This is a genomic window from Nocardia sp. NPDC050793 (genome assembly GCF_040654065.1).
Taxonomy (GTDB): Bacteria; Actinomycetota; Actinomycetes; order Mycobacteriales; family Mycobacteriaceae; genus Nocardia.
In genome coordinates this window covers 159,435-176,160 of record NZ_JBFAHG010000003.1, presented here as the reverse complement: position 1 = coordinate 176,160, position 16,726 = coordinate 159,435, and the positions used below count along the sequence as shown (strand labels likewise).

Genomic DNA, 16,726 nt, shown 5'->3' with positions numbered 1-16,726 from the left:
GCGGATCACCTACTCGCCCCAATCCTCTTCGATCTCGGGGGCGAGTTCCAGCCGCACGGCGGGATCGGTTTCGATCACTTCATGTTCTTGTCCGCAATCGCGGCACACCACGATCTCGGACAATTCGACGGTGGCCGGCAGCGCGACCGACCCGGGACATACGACACAACTTACGGAACTCATGATTACTCCTCGGGAAAAGATTGAAGAACGCCCACCGTCCGGCGCGCTCAGTTCACCTGGCCGTCCGGCGTGGCGTATAGGGCACGGACAAGGCTCTGCGCTATGCACACAGGCCGGTCGACGCCTTCGCATTCGAAGTTCTGCGTCACGGTGATCCGCAAACCCCCCGGAACCTCGTCCACTCGACCGAGCACAGCCCGCATGCGCACCTTGGCGCCGACCGGGACCGGCGCGGTGAACCGCACGGTGCCGTAACCGACGTTCAGCACGTACGCGAATCCGTCCAGGGAGAACATGTCGTAGGCAAACCGCGGGCCCAGTGCCAGCAGAAAGCATCCGTGCGCGATGGTGCTACCCAATTCGGTTTCGGCAGCGCGGACCGGGTCGACGTGAATCCACTGGTCGTCGCCGGTCACCGCGGCGAAATCGTCGATCGCCTGCTGCGGAATCTCACGCCACGGACTCACGCCCAGTTCCTTTCCGACATAGGACCGCAACTCTTCGGCACCACTCAGTGTCAACACGGGCGCCACCTCCCATCCATGCGTCGGTCCGCCGACCGATATCCCCGCACCGGTGAACGAGCGCGGCTCATAATTCCCTCGTATCGAGGACGTACCGGTATCGTGCTCGGCCGTCGATGATCGACGCGAACACCTCGTTCACCCTGGACGCCGCGACCACCTCGATCTGCGGACGAATACCGTTCTCGGCGCAGAGCTCGAGCACTTCCCGGGTTTGCCGGACGCTACCGACAAACGATCCGGCGAACGATCTGTCGCCGAGGATGAGGGAGAATCCGTCGAGCTCGAGGGGTGCATCGGGAATACCTAGCTCCACCAGGACGCCGTATCGAGCGAGGGTGGCGAAATAGGGGTTCAAATCGATTTTCGACGAAACCGTATTCAGTACCACGTCGAACGTGCCGGCCAACTCATCGAAGGTCGCTGCGGCACCGGTGGTGAAATGGCGCGTCGCACCGAACCGCAGCGCGTCGTCGCGCTTGTCCGACGACTGGCTCAGCACGGTGACCTCCGCGCCGAGCGCGCGGGCGATCATCACTCCGAGGTGGCCGAGACCCCCGAGCCCGATGATGCCGACCCGCGTTCCCGTGCCGACGCCGAACCGGCGCAGCGGCGCGTAGACGGTCGTGCCCGCGCACATGATCGGCGCCGCGGCGTCGAGTGGAATCGCGTCCGGTATCGAGACAACGAAGCGGTGATCGACGACGATCGCCGACGAGTACCCGCCATAAGTCACGGTGCCGTCGGCGGTCAACGAGTTGTAGGTCAATGTGGCCCCGCGCAGGCAGTGCTGTTCGACCCCGGATGTGCAGGCGTCACACTCGTGGCACGCGTCGACGAAGCAACCAACGCCGACCCGGTCGCCCGGCCGGTGCGATGTGACCTCGCTCCCGACTTCCCTGACCACACCGGCGATCTCATGGCCCGGCACGACCGGATAGTGGGTCGTGCCCCATTCATTCCTGGCGATATGGATGTCGGTGTGGCAGACACCGGCGTAATGGATGTCGATGAGCACGTCGGCCGGGCCGACCGGTCGACGCGGGATCGCCGTCCTGGTCAGCGGTCCCCCCGACGAATCAGCCACGTACGCGGCGACGGATCTCACCGGTGCCCGCCCAACCGCGACCGCATGATCCGGTACTGCAGGCTGCCCATCGTCATCTGCTCGTACATCGCCGAACCCGGGACCGCGAGGAAGTTCTCCATCAGCGCACTCTGTTCGCCGAGTACCTCGATTCGCCCCGAGCCGAACTTGTCCCGGGCGGCGAGCACGTTGGCGGTGATGTCACGCTCATCGAGTACTTCGAAGCCGTTCTCCCGCAACGCCTCCCGCACATCGGGCCAGCGCTGCGCCGGCAGCACGTCGGTGTGCAGGAACACGCCGCCGGGCTTGAGCACTCGGCGCACCTCGGACAGGAACGCGAGGAGATCGGGGTAGGTGTGCGACGACTCGATGTTGGTCACCACGTCGTGAGACGCGGCGCCGACCGGCAAATTCTCCGCGTCACCAACCTCGAAACGTACCGACGGATGCTTGTGCGTCTCTGCGCAGAACGCGATCGCCTCCGGCGAAAGGTCGACTCCGAGGACCTCGGCGCCGAACTCCGTTGCCAGCAGCGCCGCGACCCCGCCCCGGCCACATCCCACATCGAGGACCGAACGCCCGGTCAGCTCGGTGTCAGCGATCAGTTCGAAGGCCAGGCGCACAGAATGTGTGTTGAAGGCGCGGCGCGGTAGCTCACCGCGCGCTTCGTCCTGGTCGTCGACGCTGACGTAGCCGAAATTGAGAAAGGACGACAACTTGCCGAGCCCGGTCGTGGCCAGGCCCTGGCTGATCTGGTCGTAGAACTGTCGATAGGTATCTTTGTCAACCGTTCCGATGGTCGACTCGTCGACGGTGATCGCACCGTCCGGTGCAGAACTCATGTTCATTTCCTTGTTCCGTCATTGGCTGGCGACAGTTCGTAAAAGCGCTGGTAGTTGGCGACATCCGGCTTCATGCCCGAAGCGACCAGCTCCCACAGCACCTCATCGGAACCACCGGCGGTGCGGGCCAGCTTCATATCCAGCCACCACTGCCCCACCGGCGTTTCGTCGAGCAGGTAGCCGGCACCGCCGAAGATGTGCATGCATTCCGCCATCACTTCTTCTCCCAACCGGGCCGCGGTCACCTTCAACCCGGCCGACGACCGCAGATCCAAGGTGGACTGGGTGGCGGCGAGACCGCTCAACGCCAGCTTGAGCATGTCGACCCTGGCGCACAGGTCGGCCAGGCGAAGTCGCAACGCCTGATGGTCGAACAACCGCTGACCGAACTGCTTGCGGTGCACCATGCGCGCATGCGTGATCGCGATTGCCACTTCACATGACCCGGCGATCTGCCCGGCCACCGACAGCCGCTCGTGAGCGAGTCCCCAACTGATCGCCAACAGACCGACTCCCGGCCGGGCGACAAGCTGCTCTTCCTTCACCCAGGTGTCGAACTCGATCGGCGCGGTTGACAGCGCTGCGGCGCCGACCTTGCGGTAAGCGGGCCCGACGGTCACGTCTTTCATCGGCACCGCGAAGACCGCGACGTTGCCGCTCTCGCGGGCCGAACTACCTTCATCCGGGCAGCGCGCGACGACCAGCGCGTGGTCCGCGATCGGTGCGAGGGATACGAACTTCTTCCGCCCGACCAGCGTGTACCCGTCACCCGAGCGCTTCGCGATCGTCTCGACATTCTGCAGATCAGACCCGCCGGACGCCTCAGAGGCGGCAAGGCACAGCACGGTCTGTCCGTCGATCGCGGATTCCGCGAGCCCCTTCAGGTAGGCGTTGCTGCCGAACCTGCGCAGGATGGCGATGGCCGAATCATGGATGCTCAGGCCGGGACCGATGCCGCCAGAACCCAAGCGACCCAGCGTGATTGCCAGTTCGTTGAGCTTTGCCAGATCGGGTCTGCTGCCCGAGCGCCACTTCTCCCGCAGGATTCCAGACATGCCCATGCGTTCGATCAGGATCCTCGGGAACTCCCCCGCGACTTCCGCGGCGGCAGCGATCCGCTCGACCTCGGGGGTCAGATATCCGGCCAGCAGTTCCTTGAAATCCTTTGGTGTAGTGAACTCTTCGGCCGCATCGGGGGCGGTGCCAACGACAGTCATTCGACGGAAACCTTCCTGTCGGCGAACCACCCGCCGACCTCGAGCCGACGCAGTTTTCCGGAGGTCGTTCGAGGCAACGCGCCCGGCGACACCAGTTCGACATTCGACGGTACGACGCCGCACTCGGCTGCCACGGCTTGTTGTATGCGGCTACGCGCTTGATCGGCGTCCTTGCCACGGAATTCGGCGACCACCACGAGTTCGGGACGACGTATCGATCGACCACCGCCGGTGGCGACGACGGTGGCGACGACTCCGCCCGCGCGAACTCCAGGGATCTCGCTCACCGCGTTCTCGACCTGTTGCGGGAACAGGTTGCGACCCGCGATCGTGATCATTTCCTTCGATCGGCCACACACGTAGAGCTGTCCTTCGTGCAGATAGCCGATATCGCCCGTCGGGAACCAGTCCGCAGGATCGATCGGCGCCGATTCGCGGTAGCCGCTCATCATCGTATGGCCGCGGATTTCGATGTCCCCGACGTCACGGCCGGTGACTTCCAGGTCGCCCGCCGCTCTCGGCACCACCCGAATCTCCATGCCCGGCAAGGCCGGACCGAGGGCGGCTGCTGCCAGCGGTCGAGCGGCGCCGCTCTCCACGATCTCGATTCGGTCGACGGTCAATCCGCTCATCGGATGCGGAGCGCTCACCGCGCAGGTCGCTTCGGCCAGACCGTATGAGGGCGCCACCGCACGAGCGTCGAAGCCGAAGCGCGCCATCTCGTCGCAGAACCGCGAAAGACCGTCGCAGTCAACCGGTTCCCCGCCGTTGATCGCGTACCGCATGTTGCTCAGGTCGATATCGTCGACCCGGCGGGCGTACCGGCCGAGCAGGTTGTACGCGAAGTTCGGGGCCGCGGTCAGCGTCGCCCGGCTCATGCTGAGCCAACGCAACCACTCGAACGGCGACCGCGCGAAGGCACTGGTCGGCGCGAGCCACGTCTGTCCGCCGTACACCAAACCCACGATCAGTGACGTCAGGCCCATGTCGTGATACAGCGGAAGCCAGGTGCAACCGATATCGCTGTCCACGCCACCGCCCAGCCGCCCTTCCAGCCCGATACAGTGGTTCAGCAGCGAATCACGGGAAAGCACAGCGGTTTTCGGTGTGCCCGTCGACCCTGCGGTGCCCTGCAGCACCGCGGGCAGCTGGCCACTGTAGGACTGATCGAGCCGGACTTCCGTTGCGCGCCACGCGCGCACCGTGGGCAATGCCAGCACCTGCGGGCCTGCCTCGAATCTCGCGAGCGGCGACAGTACACCGTCATGCGCGAACACCGCCGCACAGCCGAGCGCGGCGAACTTCGCCATGGTGACCTCGGCCCACGCCGCCTCGGTGGTTCCGCGCACCGGGCCGGGCAATATCGCTATGGGTCGACCAGCACCCCAGACCCCACACACGATGGCGATGGTCTCCATCGTGGGATCGCCGACAATGCCGATCGGACTGCGATCGCCGTCGCGGTCCGCCGCCAACAGCCAGTCCGCGACACCTTGTCCGAGGAACGCGACCTCCGGCCACGGTGTGTCGATCCACTCCTTGGACCCGGTATCCAGCGTCATCAGCGAATACCGACTCGACGACAATGCTCCGAAGATCTTCGTCGACAGATCCCGCTCGATCGGTTCGGTAGCGGTGAACATCAAACCCCCTGGTTGAACTCTCTTTGCACCTCGGTCGGCAGGCTCAGCCGACGGTCAGTTCGGACCCGACGGCCGATCCCGTCACGATGCGGTGCAGACACTCGACAAAGGTGTGGAAATCTCCAGGAAAGTCATCAGGGTTGGCCACGATCCCGAAGGTGAACTCGCCGCGGAACATGAGGGTGGTCACCGACACCGGATAGCCGACAATCGGCACGTACGGCATAACCCGGGTGACTCTGCGGCCCAGCACTGTTTCCGAAGTACTGAATCCGGGGTTCACCCCGACGCTCAGATCACAGATATCAGCGAGCGCCTTTCCGGCCAGCTTCTTCTGCACCCTCCACGGGAGGTACTTCAACGGCGCCGCCGCGACGATCACCTTTGCCGCGCCGTCGGATTCGGCCGCACGGCGCAACTCGTCTTTCACTCGTTCGAGATGCCCGGCGATGTCGGTCACCATGCCGTCCATCTCGATGATGCTGATCGACGCCGCATTGCCGGTGTGCCGGAGTTTGCGGTCGAGCGTCACCGGAAATTGCATGCGTAGCGGGCTACGCGGCTCGCCGGCCGCCGCGCACGACGCGTTGAAGGCGGCGGCGACCGCGGACAGAATGAATTCATTGGTCGATGCCCGGTACGCCAGCGCATGCCGCCGCAGCTGCACCGTCGGCAGCGACAACGAGGCGACGACTCTGCTGCGGGTCGTGTTCTGAGGCCGCGTCCGCTGCGACGGCCGCGACCGCTGCGGCTTGTTGGCTTCCGCGATGATGCGCAACCGTTCCCGCAGCGGAGGCCGTTCCAACTCGAAGCGCTCGCTGGAGAGGAACCGATCGAACTCCGCGACCGTGTTCGAGACGGTGTCCGCCAGCAGCCCGACGAATGCCACCCCGGCCAACCCATCGGTGATGCAATGGTGCACGCGGAGCGCGACGTACTGGCGCCCTTCGTCTTCCTGGTTAACCAGGGCCATCTCCCAGAGGGGACGGTTCGTCGGCAGATGCTCGGCCACGACGTCCGCGATCCACTCGTCCACCGCTGGACGGCTCGGTAGCGTCACCGCCTTGACATGCGATTCCGGATGCCAATCGGCCGCAACGACGAACCTCGGCCGCCGGGGTTCTCCGTCCGCCAACCGGAACCGGTAGAGATCGCTCTGTTCGACTCGTTCCCGCACCCTGCTCAGCACCTCCTCGTAGGTCAGCAGGGTTTCACCGCGTTCGAGTTCGACGACGCACGTCCAATGGATCGGGCGGGTCTCGTCCTCGGCTCGCAGGTAGAGACAGTCGGTCTCCGACAGAAATACCGGCCGGCCGGCCGCACCGGATGTCGATTTTGCTTTTCGCGTCATAAAACCAGGCATGTGCATCACTACCTCACAGCTGCCCTCAGACAGATTCTTTTTCGAGATACGCCCGCACGAAATTGTTCACGTCGCGAACGGTTTTGCATTCGAGCAGGTCCTCTTCCGCGACGGCGACCCCGGTGGCGTTCTCCATGGCAACCAGGGCAATCGCGAACGCGACCGAATCCAAACCCAGGTCTTCGATCAGGTCCAGATCGATCATGTCGTCCGTGAGCTCGATCGACAGATCGCGCTCGAACACTTCACGCAGCTCGGGCAATATTTCCGACTTGGACAAGACGACCCTTCCGTTCGTTAATCCCTCGGCGAATACGAGGGGGCGAGCAAACTCGAGGCATGACCGAAGAACACCGGGAAAAAGAAGCAGGATCGACCGGCATGCCACAGCCGAAGCCGCGCCTCGAGACGCGGCAGAAATTTTCCCCTTCGATCAAACTCCCCAAGATCAATTTCGACCATACCGATAGATCACACTGATGTCAACGGATCGACAAACCATTCAGTCGTTAACTTCGATTATCTCGCCCGACCTTCGGCCGGGCGCTATCGGGTTCGGATTGGTGTTTTCATATGGTATCCGGGTCACCGTTCACGAACAGCGCCCGGCTACGGCGAGACAGATTGCGCACCAGAACGGCGCTCCTCACTCGCGACGATCTTTTCCTCAGCAAGAAGAATTATGACAGGCCGGAGCGTCCTTTGCCGCAGCCAAAGCACACTGTCGCCAATTCCTGAAATCTTCGAAGTTAATTCGAGATGAACCACAACCTTGCGATATCACCAGCCCAGTGTCATAGCAACACTCGATTTCCGAGCGTTCCGATATCACTGGGCTGCTGATCGTCGCGCTACGAAACCGGGTCGGGCTGCCTTTCTTCGACGGCGGCCACCTCGGCCGGGCGGCCGGACCCGCCCTGGGAACCGAATGGGCTCCACCAGTTCCACTTTCCCATCAGGCGCATGGCGGCCGGAACGAGCACGAGTCGAACCAGGGTCGCATCGAGCGCGATCGCAATCGCTGCCCCGATACCGATCTGCTGGATCGGAATGATCCCGGCGAGGCCGAATGCCGCGAATACCGAGATCATCAGGATCGCAGCACCGCTGATCAACGGCCCGGTGCGTGCCGCGCCCTCCGCGACCGATGCGACGTTGTCGCCGGTTCGCAGGAACGACTCACGCACTCTCGTCAGGAGAAAGACCTCGTAATCGGTGTTCAAGCTCAAGATGACCGCCAGCAGAATCACCGGGACGAAGTTGACGACGTAACCGTTCACCTCGAACGGCAAGATGGCGGCACCCCAACCACGTTGAAATATCGCCGTGAGAATCCCGAACATCGCCCCCAGCGACAGTAGGTTGAGCGCGATCGCCTTGACCGGAAGCACCAGCGATCGGAAGCTCAGGAACAGCACCAAGGCGATCGCGGCGAGCATCGTGAGGACCACCGAGGGCAGGCCGTCCTCGATGATAGTGTTGGTGTCGACACCGCCCGCGGTTTCGCCACCGACCATTACGTCGACACTGGCGGGCAGATCCGCGAGATTGCCACGGACGGCACGTAATACGTCGACACTCTCACTCGATGCCGATCGCACATCGGTGATCACTTCGGCGAGTATCGAGCGTCCATCGCGGGCCGCGTAGAAGTCGACGATCTGCGCGGCATCGCCGGGAACGCGACTGCGCTGTTCTGGGGCGAGCAGGGCAAGTGGATCATGCTGGTCGGCGATGCCGAGCACGAGCAATGGCGAGTTCACAGCCACTACGTGGGGAAGCGTCCGGAGTTCGGCGATCCGCTGCGCGATCAGTCTTCGATCGGGGGACTCCGCGATCGGTGCTTCGGTGCGCACGACGACCTGAATCGGCGTGGCGACCCCGGCGCCGAACTGTTCGATGATGCGCTCCGTACCTTCCCTCGGCGCGGAATCTGCCGAGATGACGCGGGCATCCGGAATGAAGAGTTTCATGCCGACCGCCGGTGCCGCACAGGCCAGAAACACCGTCACACCAGCGACCAAGAACACCACGGGACGCCGCATGACAAACCGAGAAAATCGGTACCAAACCGTCTCCTCGAGCGGCAGAACACCGGTTCGCCGGAGCGGTCCGATACGCCCGGCAAGCACCCGCGGCCCGAGCACACACAGCAGTGTCGGCAACAGGACCGCGGTCGCCAGGATCGCGAAGGCGATCACCATCATCCCGCCGACCGCCATGGAGGTGATGGCATTGAGATCGATCAGCAGCAGGCTGGCGAGCGCGGCAATCACCGTTACTCCGGAAGCCACCACCGCATGCCCCGCCCGCGCAACCGTCGCCAGCACAGCTTCCCGCACGGCGCGGCCCGCAGTAAGTTCTTCTTCGAACCGTTTCAGCATGATCAACGAATAGTCGATCCCCACACCGAGCCCGAGCATCGTCGCGATGTTCTCGACGAATATCGACAACTCGAGTTCGTGGGAAAGTATCCCGAGCGTTCCGGTCGTGAACACGATAGCCGTCACGCCGACAGTCACGGCGAGTACCGCCGCGACCACGCCACGAAACAGCCACAACAGCACCAGCAGGATCAGCGGCGCGGTGATCAGCTCCGCCTTCACCAATCCGCTCTGCGTTTGCAGATTGGCTTCACCCCATACCGCTTGGGTGGATACTACCCGTACGGCCAAGCTCTTACCGCTGAACTCTGATTCCATGGTCGACTGCAGTATCGGCATTGCCTTCAATGCCTCATCGATCGTGAGATCGGAGCCGATCACGTTGAGGGTCGTGTCACGATCCTTACCGAGAAACGCGGCTTGTGGTTGTCCGCTCAGGGTCGAATAGCCGATCGAGTCGCGTACTCGCAGCGTGCTGTCGTTGTGCGCGAACCGCAGAACTTCGGCGGCCCTGGCCGCGAATTCCGCGTCCGATGCCGAGTACTGCCGATCCTGGACGACCAGGATCGCCGAGGTCGCGCCGCGGCCGAGGTATCCCTCCGCGAGTTCCTCTGCCGCGCGGGTCGACTCGCTGTCCGGTGAGACCCAGCCGCCGATACTCAAGCGGTCGTGCAGCGTGGCACCGCCGAGCGCACCGAGAATCAGCAATAGACCCCAGACGACCAACACCAGCTTGCGGCGATGGAAAACAAAATCCGCGATTGCTCGACTCACTGAGCCGTAAATCGGTCCCCCAGCCAATCGGTTGCCTACCTTTCACGTCATGAAGCACTCGAAGTTCAGGCAGAATCGCCGAATACGCAAGGGCTCACAGAATTCATGTGCAATCACTCAGCCAACTCGCTCGGCATCAGATATACCGAGTACCGACCTGGTGGGATTATGCGCGCGACCGGCGCGCGTAAAAAGATACCGTCGGCACACAAGCAAGATCGACAGCAGACAAAATGCCCCCTCTGCGCGTTCGGGCCGAACTCCCACGGCCCACGCCGACCCTAACTCAGCAGTACAACCGACGTCAACAGTGACACAAATTTGATCAGAGGTATTGACAACCACTGACACGAACCGATAGCGTTGCTCCGCACGTTTCATGAGCATTGGTGGGACGTTTCATGGGGGTTGCGCATTCCTTCTCCATGAGTGCGGCTACCAAGTATTTCGACCCGACAACGAGTGCGATTATGCGGGCGAAACCACTGGAGGGGGCTCGACCTGATGAGTGAAGCAGGATCCGCCATTGCAGCGGCTGACCAGCAGAATGAATTCGATAGCGGACCGCCATATGTAATGGATTCGTACCTCGGCGGGAAGGATATTCCCAGCTCAACAGGTGCCTATGTGCACACTGTGAGCATGCGGGCCGTTCTCGACGACACGAACGCCGCACTCCGGCTCAAGCGCGACCTCGATGCCGGCGCCCTGCCGTTGTCCGCCGCCGGAACCGCGGTGACCGGCAGCTGTGCCGTTGCCGACGAGGCCGATGTGGATCACGCACTCGAAGCCGCGGCGGCGGCCGCACCACAGTGGGCACGCGTACCGCTGGATACGCGTCTGGCGATCGGTGCCGCCATCGCCGAGGAGTTGCGCAGGCACACCGAGCAGCTCACCGCGCTCCTGGTCAGCGAAGGGCAGCCGACTTCCCTTGCGCGACTGCTCATTTCGAGCATCAGCGAGGTAACCTTCAGCGCCGAATCGCTTCGCTGGTGCGGCGATCAGATGCGATTCGACAGTGAATGGCACGGGCATCGTCGCACCCTGCGGCGCGTCCCTGACGGCGTCGTATGCATCAACCCGCCGCAGAACTCGCCGATGGCCAACGCGATGTTCGGCATCACCGCGATGCTGGCAGGCAACGCGGTCGTGGTACGCGCACCGCGCGGTGTCCCGCTCGCGGTCATGTACGCGATGCGCCGAGTGGTCGCACCGGTACTCGAGCGTTTCCAGGCACCTCCGGGAACGCTGAACGCGCTGTGCGGCCCACCCATGATGGGACAGTGGCTGGACAGCCCGCTGGTCGATTCGATCGTGTTCATCGGCGGTAGCGACAAGGGGCTGGCGCTGGAACGTGAATGCGTGAGCCGCGGCAAGAAACCGATCCTCGAACTGGCGGGCAACGACTGCAGTGTCGTATGGCGGGACGCGGATCTCGATGCGGCGCTTGCCTCTTCGATCGAGTTCTTCACCCAGTCGGGTCAAATCTGCAACCTACCGAACCAATTGATCGTGCATCCGACGATCGCCACGGAGTTCCTCGAACGGCTGGCCGAGGCGGTCCGCAACATCCGACCCGGCTACCCGGATGACCCGGCAGTCGTGCTGACACCGGTGCTCCAGTCGGACAACTACTTTCACTATCTGTCCGACGCCCTGTCCCGCGGGGCCACGCTGCTGGCCGGCGGCCGTCGAGTGGACGTCGACGGCGCGCCGAGCGGTACCGGCCTGTTCCTCGAGCCCGCGATCCTGCGCGTAGATGGGTTGGAAGCGGCCAAAGCATGCCTAGCCGTGCAGAACGAGACATTCATTCCGCTGTTGCCCGTGGTGGTTCCCGACGCGAACCGCACCGACGACCAGATGCTCGATGAGGTGCTCGAGTTCGTCAACAGCAACAAGTACGGCCTGCGGAACTCGCTGTGGGCGCGGAGCGAGGTCGTCACCGCACGGTTCATCGAGTCCGTCACCACCTGTGGGCAACTGAAGATCAACTCGCCACACAGCGGCTTCGTTCCGTTACTGCCCACGCACGGCGGCACCGGGTGGACCGGTGGGGCCTTCGGGGAAGCCAACTATCTGATGCTGCGCACCACTCGCCTGCAGGGCGTGGACCATGTGCCTGCGCTTTCCCACCAGGAGTCGTGATGCCAACCTACACAGTCGAAATGCAGTCAGCGGACGAGCCCGCTGAGCTTTTCGCGGCACTACGGGCCTATCGGTCGGCGCGAGACGCGGCAGCCCAGATCTCCCGCGACACGGCAGATTCGACGTCACACTGGATCGTCCCGTTCCGCAACGGCCGATTGGAGTGGCGCCAGCAGGAATCGCACCCAGCGGAATCATCGGACATGCTCGTGTCCTTCCACCAGGTCGAGGGCCCGTTCGCCCAGTTCGCTGGGTCATGGAGCGTAGCCCCGGATGCCGGGGGTGCACTGTTCCACTATCAGCTCGACTTCCGTACCAGCGTGCCGAACTGGGCAGGAGCGATAGATCGCGTCATAGGGCGCGCCGTTCTCCAGGCGGTGGTGGATTCGGTTTCCGTCGCAAGCACGGGGACCGCGACCCTGACCGAAGGCGCGGCGTTGCTCACCGACATCCGATCGATCTGACCAGGATGCGGTCCGGCGGCGAGCGAATGGGGAGGCCCGATGTCCGTCAGTGAACAACTCGGCCGAGAGCGTGAGATCGCGTTGTCCGACTGTGTGATTCGATATCGCGAACGCGGGTCGGGTCGACCCGTTGTCTTCGTGCACGGCCTGGTCGCCAACGGCGACCTGTGGCGCAATGTTGTGCCAGGCCTCGCGGATTCGGGCTTTCGCTGTATCGCACCGGACTGGCCGCTCGGATCCCATCGGGTTCCGGTACCCGACCAAGAATTGACGCCGCCCGCAATGGCGGCGCTCATCGCCGAATTCCTCGAGCGGCTGGACCTCGACGATGTGACGATGGTGGCCAACGACACCGGCGGCGCGCTGACCCAACTGGTGATGGTCGAGCATCCCGCGCGGATCGGCCGAGTCGTCCTCACCACGTGCGACGTCTTCGATCACTTTCTTCCTCCCCCATTCCATCTGCTGTCCACGTTGCTCGCTATCCCTGGAGCCACCTGGGTGGTTGGCCGGGTCATGTCGACCCGCGCATTGCAGCGATTGCCTACGGTGTTCGGCTGGGTCATGAAGCGACCGATACCGGCCGACATCATGGAAAGCTATGTCTCGCATATCCGTAACGACCCGGCCATCCGGCGCGACTACCGGCGCTTCACCCGGTCGATCGACAACCGGTATACCCGCGAAGCCGCAGAGCGGCTCAGTCAGTTCACCAAACCGGTACTGCTGCTGTGGGGTTCGGAGGAAAGGCTGTTCCCGGTCCACCTGGCCGAGCGACTTCACACGATCTTGCCCAACTCCACGCTGCGCCTGCTCGACGACACCTACGTATTCATCGCCGAAGACCGCCCCACGGACCTCACCGACGCAATCCGCGAGTTCCTGGCCGCCGAACCGCCCGCGCAGTCCCGATAGGGCTACCCTGCCGCCGACCGTCGCGCAGGAGAGACAGCGCTCGAAGCAGCCGACGGATACGTGCTCGGTGTGGCTGCGCTACGGCATCGTCCCCAAGGGCACCAGCGACAAGACCGTGCCCGGCCAGTGCAAGGGCAAAGCCCACCGCCGAGACACCCTCGGCCTGCCCGGCCGCCGAGTGCTGGTCTCCCGCCGCTGTTCATCTTGCACACCAATGGAGGCGCTGAGCTGCGTAGCGCATTCCCATTCATCCGCGCCTCGGTGACGAAAGTATGACGCCGCGCCGTGGATGGTGTCGCTCAGGGAATCGGTCCGGCACGATCGGTGCATGTCCAGACCTCTGATCGTGATTACTGGCGCACGGGTGCGCGCGTGACCCGGGTGCTGTTGACCGGCGCTGCCGGGTTCATCGGGTCCCATGTCCATCGCGCGCTGGCTGCCGCGGGCCACGAGGTCGTCGCGGTGGATCTGATGCTGCCCGCCGCGCATGGCTACGACGCGTGGACTCCGGATGACGTGCGGCGACTGGATGTCCGCGACGGCGATGCTCTGGCGGGTGTGCTCAGCGGGATCGACGTCGTCTGTCATCAGGCTGCGGTTGTCGGTGCGGGTGTGAGCGCGCAGGACGCACCCGCCTACGCCAGTCACAACGACTATGGGACCGCCGTGCTGCTGGCCGCGATGGACCGTGCTGGATGCAGTCAGTTGGTGCTGGCGTCGTCGATGGTGGTGTACGGCGAAGGGCGCTATCGCGGTGGGCGCCGTGGCCAGGTCGAGGTCGGCGTTCGCTGTGTCGACGATCTCGAGAACGGCAAATTCGAACACCGCGATCCGGATACCGGCGAAGTCCTGTCCTGGGTTTCGGTAGGCGAGGGTGCCCCGCTGCGTCCGCGAAGCCTTTATGCGGCCAGCAAACTGGCTCAGGAGAATTACGCGACCGCATGGGCGTCCGCCACCGGATCCAGCGTGACCGCGCTGCGCTACCACAATGTCTACGGCGACGATATGCCGAAGGACACGCCCTATTCGGGTGTCGCGGCGATCTTCCGCTCCGCGCTGGAGGCCGGTCAGCCTCCGCAGGTGTTCGAAGACGGCGGGCAGGCACGGGATTTCGTGCACGTCAACGATGTCGCCGCGGCGAACCTCGCCGCCGTCGAGCAGCCGCTGGCCGGATTCAACCCGTTGAATGTCTGCTCCGGTCGGCCTATCACCATCGGCGAGGTCGCCGCGACGCTGGCCGCCGCGCGGGGCGGACCGCGGCCGGTAGTGACCGGACGTTATCGCCCGGGAGACGTGCGGCATATCGTCGCGGACCCGAGCCGCGCCAAGCGCGCAATAGGATTCACGGCACAGGTGGATCCGATCCGGGGCTTGACCGAGTTCGCATTCGCGCCACTGCGGTCCGCGGCGGGGGTCGGCGCGCCCGGGGTGTAGTGCTGCACACGTTCGGATCCGCGGTCAGTTGCCGGAGAGCGGCAACCGAACCTCGAACCGGCAACCTCGCTCGCGGTTTTCGGCGGTGATGTCCCCGCGATGCGCCTCGACGAGTCCCGCCGCGATCGCCAGCCCCATGCCGCTGCCGATCGGGACCCCGCTCTGCGCCACCGGCGAACGAGCGGCCGTCCCGCGGTAGGCGACCTCGAAGATGCGCGGCAGGTCCTCCGCGGCTATCCCCGGGCCGGTGTCGTCCACCCGAGCCCACGCCTGCTCGCCGGAGATACCCGCCGAGATCGCGACCTCACCGCCCGGCGGTGTATGCGCGATGGCATTGGACACCAGATTCGTCAGCACCCGTCCGAGCGCCTGGTCGCTGGCCGTGACGACGATTCGATCGGGCGGCTGCTCGGCGCGCAACGCCACCCGCGCCCGCTCGGCCGTCGGATGGTTGGCGGCCAGCACCTCATCGATCACCTCACGCAGATCCACCGGCTCGAGCTCCAGCCGCAGCGCTCCCGCATTGATCTTCGACATCTCGAACAGATCGTCCACCATCCGCGAGAGCCGATCGGTTTCGCAGCCGATCTGCTCGGCATAGCGCGTGACATCGGCCGCACCGGTCACGACACCGTCCGTCAGCGCTTCGGCCATCGCGCGGATACCGGCCAGCGGCGTCCGCAGATCGTGGCTCACCCAGGCGACGAGCTCTCGGCGAGAACGTTCCGCGGCGCGCTCCTGCTCACGGATCTCCTTCTCCCAAACAGTCTTTCGCGCCTGCTCCCGCCCGAGCAAGATAGCGGCCGGCACCGTTACCGCCGCGACCACCGCCAGCACGAGGGCGTTTCGCTGGAATTCATGGGTGAACATCAATCCGCTGACTCCGACGATTCCCGCCAACGTCGCGAGCGTCGGAATCAAGACCAGCACGGCCATGCTGGTGGTCAGCGAGCGATTGCTGGTGGCGCGCAGAATGATCGCGCCGATCAGCACCACCGGTATCGAGCAGGCCAGGGCGTAGCCGACGATCTGCAGGCTGTCCTCAGGCATCACTGCCTCCGTTCCCGGCCTCGCTGCGCGCCCACGCATATCCGCGCCCCCACACCGTTTCGATGCGGTGCCGATCGCCGAGCTTGCCGCGCAACCGTTTGATGTGCACGGTGACCGTGGACAGGTCACCGAAATCCCAACCCCATACCCTGGCCAGCAGCGTCTCCCGGCTGAACACTTCGTGCCGGTGCTGCAGAAGAAACACCAGCAGATCGAATTCCCGCGGTGTCAGCTCCACCGGCGACCCGTCCACCAGTACCAGTCGATTGGCCGGCCGCACTTCGATGGCTCCGTCCCGCAATATCGGATGGCTGTGGTCGCGCACCACCTGGGCGCGCCGCAGCACCGACGCGACCCGCAGGGCGAGCTCGCGTGGGCTGAACGGCTTGGTGACATAATCGTCGGCCCCTGCCTCCAGTCCGAGCACCCGGTCTTCCTCGTCACCGAGCGCAGTCAGCAGAATGACCGGCATGTCCGGATGCGATCCCGACCTGATGGCCCGGCAGATTTCGATACCGTCCGGGGCGGGCATCATGACGTCGAGCACCGCCAGCCGGACCGGATCGGCCGGATCGGCGAGCGCAGCCAAAGTCGCAGGCCCATCGGCGGTTTCACGCACAGTCAGACCGTCACGCTCGAGGTAGCGCCGCACCACCTCCCGTACCACCGGGTCGTCGTCCGCAATCAGAATGCTCATAGGT

Annotated in this window: 16 protein-coding genes and 1 pseudogene; 6 read left to right on the top strand and 11 right to left on the bottom strand. The window is 64.3% G+C overall.

Translation table 11 applies throughout. The features are described from left to right. Nucleotides 1-9: 9 nt before the first annotated feature. The 8 genes from AB0H50_RS11340 to AB0H50_RS11305 form a co-directional block, all read right to left on the bottom strand. A complete protein-coding gene (locus tag AB0H50_RS11340) occupies nucleotides 10-183 on the bottom strand; it encodes a hypothetical protein (protein WP_357449874.1) in 174 nt (57 codons plus the stop codon). 47 nt (nucleotides 184-230) lie between these two features. Further along, nucleotides 231-707 carry a MaoC family dehydratase gene (locus tag AB0H50_RS11335; protein WP_357449871.1) on the bottom strand — a complete coding sequence of 159 codons (477 nt, stop codon included), beginning with the start codon at nucleotides 705-707 and terminating at the stop codon, nucleotides 231-233. A gap of 67 nt (nucleotides 708-774) precedes the next feature. Continuing rightward, nucleotides 775-1,815, bottom strand: a complete 1,041-nt coding sequence (locus AB0H50_RS11330; protein WP_357449869.1) for an NAD(P)-dependent alcohol dehydrogenase — start codon at nucleotides 1,813-1,815, stop codon at nucleotides 775-777. Next, nucleotides 1,812-2,636: a class I SAM-dependent methyltransferase gene (locus AB0H50_RS11325; RefSeq protein ID WP_357449866.1), complete on the bottom strand. Its 825-nt coding sequence runs from the start codon at nucleotides 2,634-2,636 to the stop codon at nucleotides 1,812-1,814. The genes AB0H50_RS11330 and AB0H50_RS11325 overlap by 4 nt, the downstream gene beginning before the upstream one ends. A 2-nt stretch (nucleotides 2,637-2,638) precedes the next feature. Next, entirely contained in the window at nucleotides 2,639-3,853 is a 1,215-nt protein-coding gene (locus tag AB0H50_RS11320; protein ID WP_357451513.1) for an acyl-CoA dehydrogenase family protein, read from the bottom strand. Further along, a complete protein-coding gene (gene mbtM / locus AB0H50_RS11315; protein WP_357449864.1) occupies nucleotides 3,850-5,496 on the bottom strand; it encodes a long-chain-fatty acid--ACP ligase MbtM in 1,647 nt (548 codons plus the stop codon). The genes AB0H50_RS11320 and mbtM overlap by 4 nt, the downstream gene beginning before the upstream one ends. Nucleotides 5,497-5,539: 43 nt before the next feature. After that, nucleotides 5,540-6,847, bottom strand: coding sequence for a wax ester/triacylglycerol synthase domain-containing protein (locus AB0H50_RS11310; RefSeq protein WP_357449861.1), 1,308 nt, complete (start codon nucleotides 6,845-6,847; stop codon nucleotides 5,540-5,542). Between the two features lie 37 nt (nucleotides 6,848-6,884). After that, nucleotides 6,885-7,103, bottom strand: a complete 219-nt coding sequence (locus tag AB0H50_RS11305) for a phosphopantetheine-binding protein (RefSeq protein WP_357449858.1) — start codon at nucleotides 7,101-7,103, stop codon at nucleotides 6,885-6,887. 95 nt (nucleotides 7,104-7,198) lie between these two features. On the opposite strand from AB0H50_RS11305, the gene AB0H50_RS11300 reads away from it, so the two are divergent. Continuing rightward, nucleotides 7,199-7,339, top strand: coding sequence for a hypothetical protein (locus AB0H50_RS11300; RefSeq protein ID WP_357449855.1), 141 nt, complete (start codon nucleotides 7,199-7,201; stop codon nucleotides 7,337-7,339). Between the two features lie 371 nt (nucleotides 7,340-7,710). On the opposite strand, the gene AB0H50_RS11295 is transcribed toward AB0H50_RS11300, so the two are convergent. Beyond that, complete coding sequence (locus AB0H50_RS11295; RefSeq protein WP_357449852.1) at nucleotides 7,711-10,044, bottom strand: MMPL family transporter; 2,334 nt, start codon at nucleotides 10,042-10,044, stop codon at nucleotides 7,711-7,713. A gap of 402 nt (nucleotides 10,045-10,446) precedes the next feature. On the opposite strand from AB0H50_RS11295, the gene AB0H50_RS11290 reads away from it, so the two are divergent. The 5 genes and pseudogenes from AB0H50_RS11290 (at nucleotide 10,447) to AB0H50_RS11270 (ending at nucleotide 14,975) form a co-directional block, all read left to right on the top strand. Next, nucleotides 10,447-12,162 (top strand): aldehyde dehydrogenase family protein, encoded by a 1,716-nt coding sequence (locus AB0H50_RS11290; protein ID WP_357449850.1) that lies wholly within the window; start codon nucleotides 10,447-10,449, stop codon nucleotides 12,160-12,162. Next, nucleotides 12,162-12,626, top strand: a complete 465-nt coding sequence (locus AB0H50_RS11285; protein WP_357449847.1) for an SRPBCC family protein — start codon at nucleotides 12,162-12,164, stop codon at nucleotides 12,624-12,626. The genes AB0H50_RS11290 and AB0H50_RS11285 overlap by 1 nt, the downstream gene beginning before the upstream one ends. Nucleotides 12,627-12,665: 39 nt before the next feature. Continuing rightward, the gene (locus AB0H50_RS11280; RefSeq protein ID WP_357449845.1) at nucleotides 12,666-13,541 is read left to right on the top strand and encodes an alpha/beta hydrolase; all 876 of its coding nucleotides are present in this window, start codon (nucleotides 12,666-12,668) and stop codon (nucleotides 13,539-13,541) included. Between the two features lie 28 nt (nucleotides 13,542-13,569). Continuing rightward, a pseudogene (locus AB0H50_RS11275) lies at nucleotides 13,570-13,743 on the top strand (replication initiator); the annotation flags it as partial. A gap of 170 nt (nucleotides 13,744-13,913) precedes the next feature. Further along, a complete protein-coding gene (locus AB0H50_RS11270) occupies nucleotides 13,914-14,975 on the top strand; it encodes an NAD-dependent epimerase/dehydratase family protein (protein ID WP_357449842.1) in 1,062 nt (353 codons plus the stop codon). A 24-nt stretch (nucleotides 14,976-14,999) separates the two neighbouring features. Here AB0H50_RS11270 and AB0H50_RS11265 read toward each other — a convergent pair whose 3' ends face one another. After that, nucleotides 15,000-16,025: a HAMP domain-containing sensor histidine kinase gene (locus tag AB0H50_RS11265; RefSeq protein ID WP_357449841.1), complete on the bottom strand. Its 1,026-nt coding sequence runs from the start codon at nucleotides 16,023-16,025 to the stop codon at nucleotides 15,000-15,002. Then, nucleotides 16,018-16,722, bottom strand: coding sequence for a response regulator transcription factor (locus tag AB0H50_RS11260; RefSeq protein ID WP_357449838.1), 705 nt, complete (start codon nucleotides 16,720-16,722; stop codon nucleotides 16,018-16,020). The genes AB0H50_RS11265 and AB0H50_RS11260 overlap by 8 nt, the downstream gene beginning before the upstream one ends. Nucleotides 16,723-16,726: the final 4 nt, after the last annotated feature.

Excerpts from the sequence above, each read along its gene's own strand:
- AB0H50_RS11300 (WP_357449855.1), top strand. The coding sequence starts at position 7,199 with ATGACCGAAGAACACCGGGAAAAAGAAGCAGGATCGACCGGCATGCCA.
- AB0H50_RS11320 (WP_357451513.1), bottom strand. The coding sequence starts at position 3,853 with ATGACTGTCGTTGGCACCGCCCCCGATGCGGCCGAAGAGTTCACTACA.
- AB0H50_RS11310 (WP_357449861.1), bottom strand. The coding sequence starts at position 6,847 with ATGACGCGAAAAGCAAAATCGACATCCGGTGCGGCCGGCCGGCCGGTA.
- mbtM (WP_357449864.1), bottom strand. The coding sequence starts at position 5,496 with ATGTTCACCGCTACCGAACCGATCGAGCGGGATCTGTCGACGAAGATC.
- AB0H50_RS11280 (WP_357449845.1), top strand. The coding sequence starts at position 12,666 with ATGTCCGTCAGTGAACAACTCGGCCGAGAGCGTGAGATCGCGTTGTCC.
- AB0H50_RS11325 (WP_357449866.1), bottom strand. The coding sequence starts at position 2,636 with ATGAGTTCTGCACCGGACGGTGCGATCACCGTCGACGAGTCGACCATC.
- AB0H50_RS11265 (WP_357449841.1), bottom strand. The coding sequence starts at position 16,025 with ATGCCTGAGGACAGCCTGCAGATCGTCGGCTACGCCCTGGCCTGCTCG.
- AB0H50_RS11340 (WP_357449874.1), bottom strand. The coding sequence starts at position 183 with ATGAGTTCCGTAAGTTGTGTCGTATGTCCCGGGTCGGTCGCGCTGCCG.
- AB0H50_RS11260 (WP_357449838.1), bottom strand. The coding sequence starts at position 16,722 with ATGAGCATTCTGATTGCGGACGACGACCCGGTGGTACGGGAGGTGGTG.
- AB0H50_RS11285 (WP_357449847.1), top strand. The coding sequence starts at position 12,162 with ATGCCAACCTACACAGTCGAAATGCAGTCAGCGGACGAGCCCGCTGAG.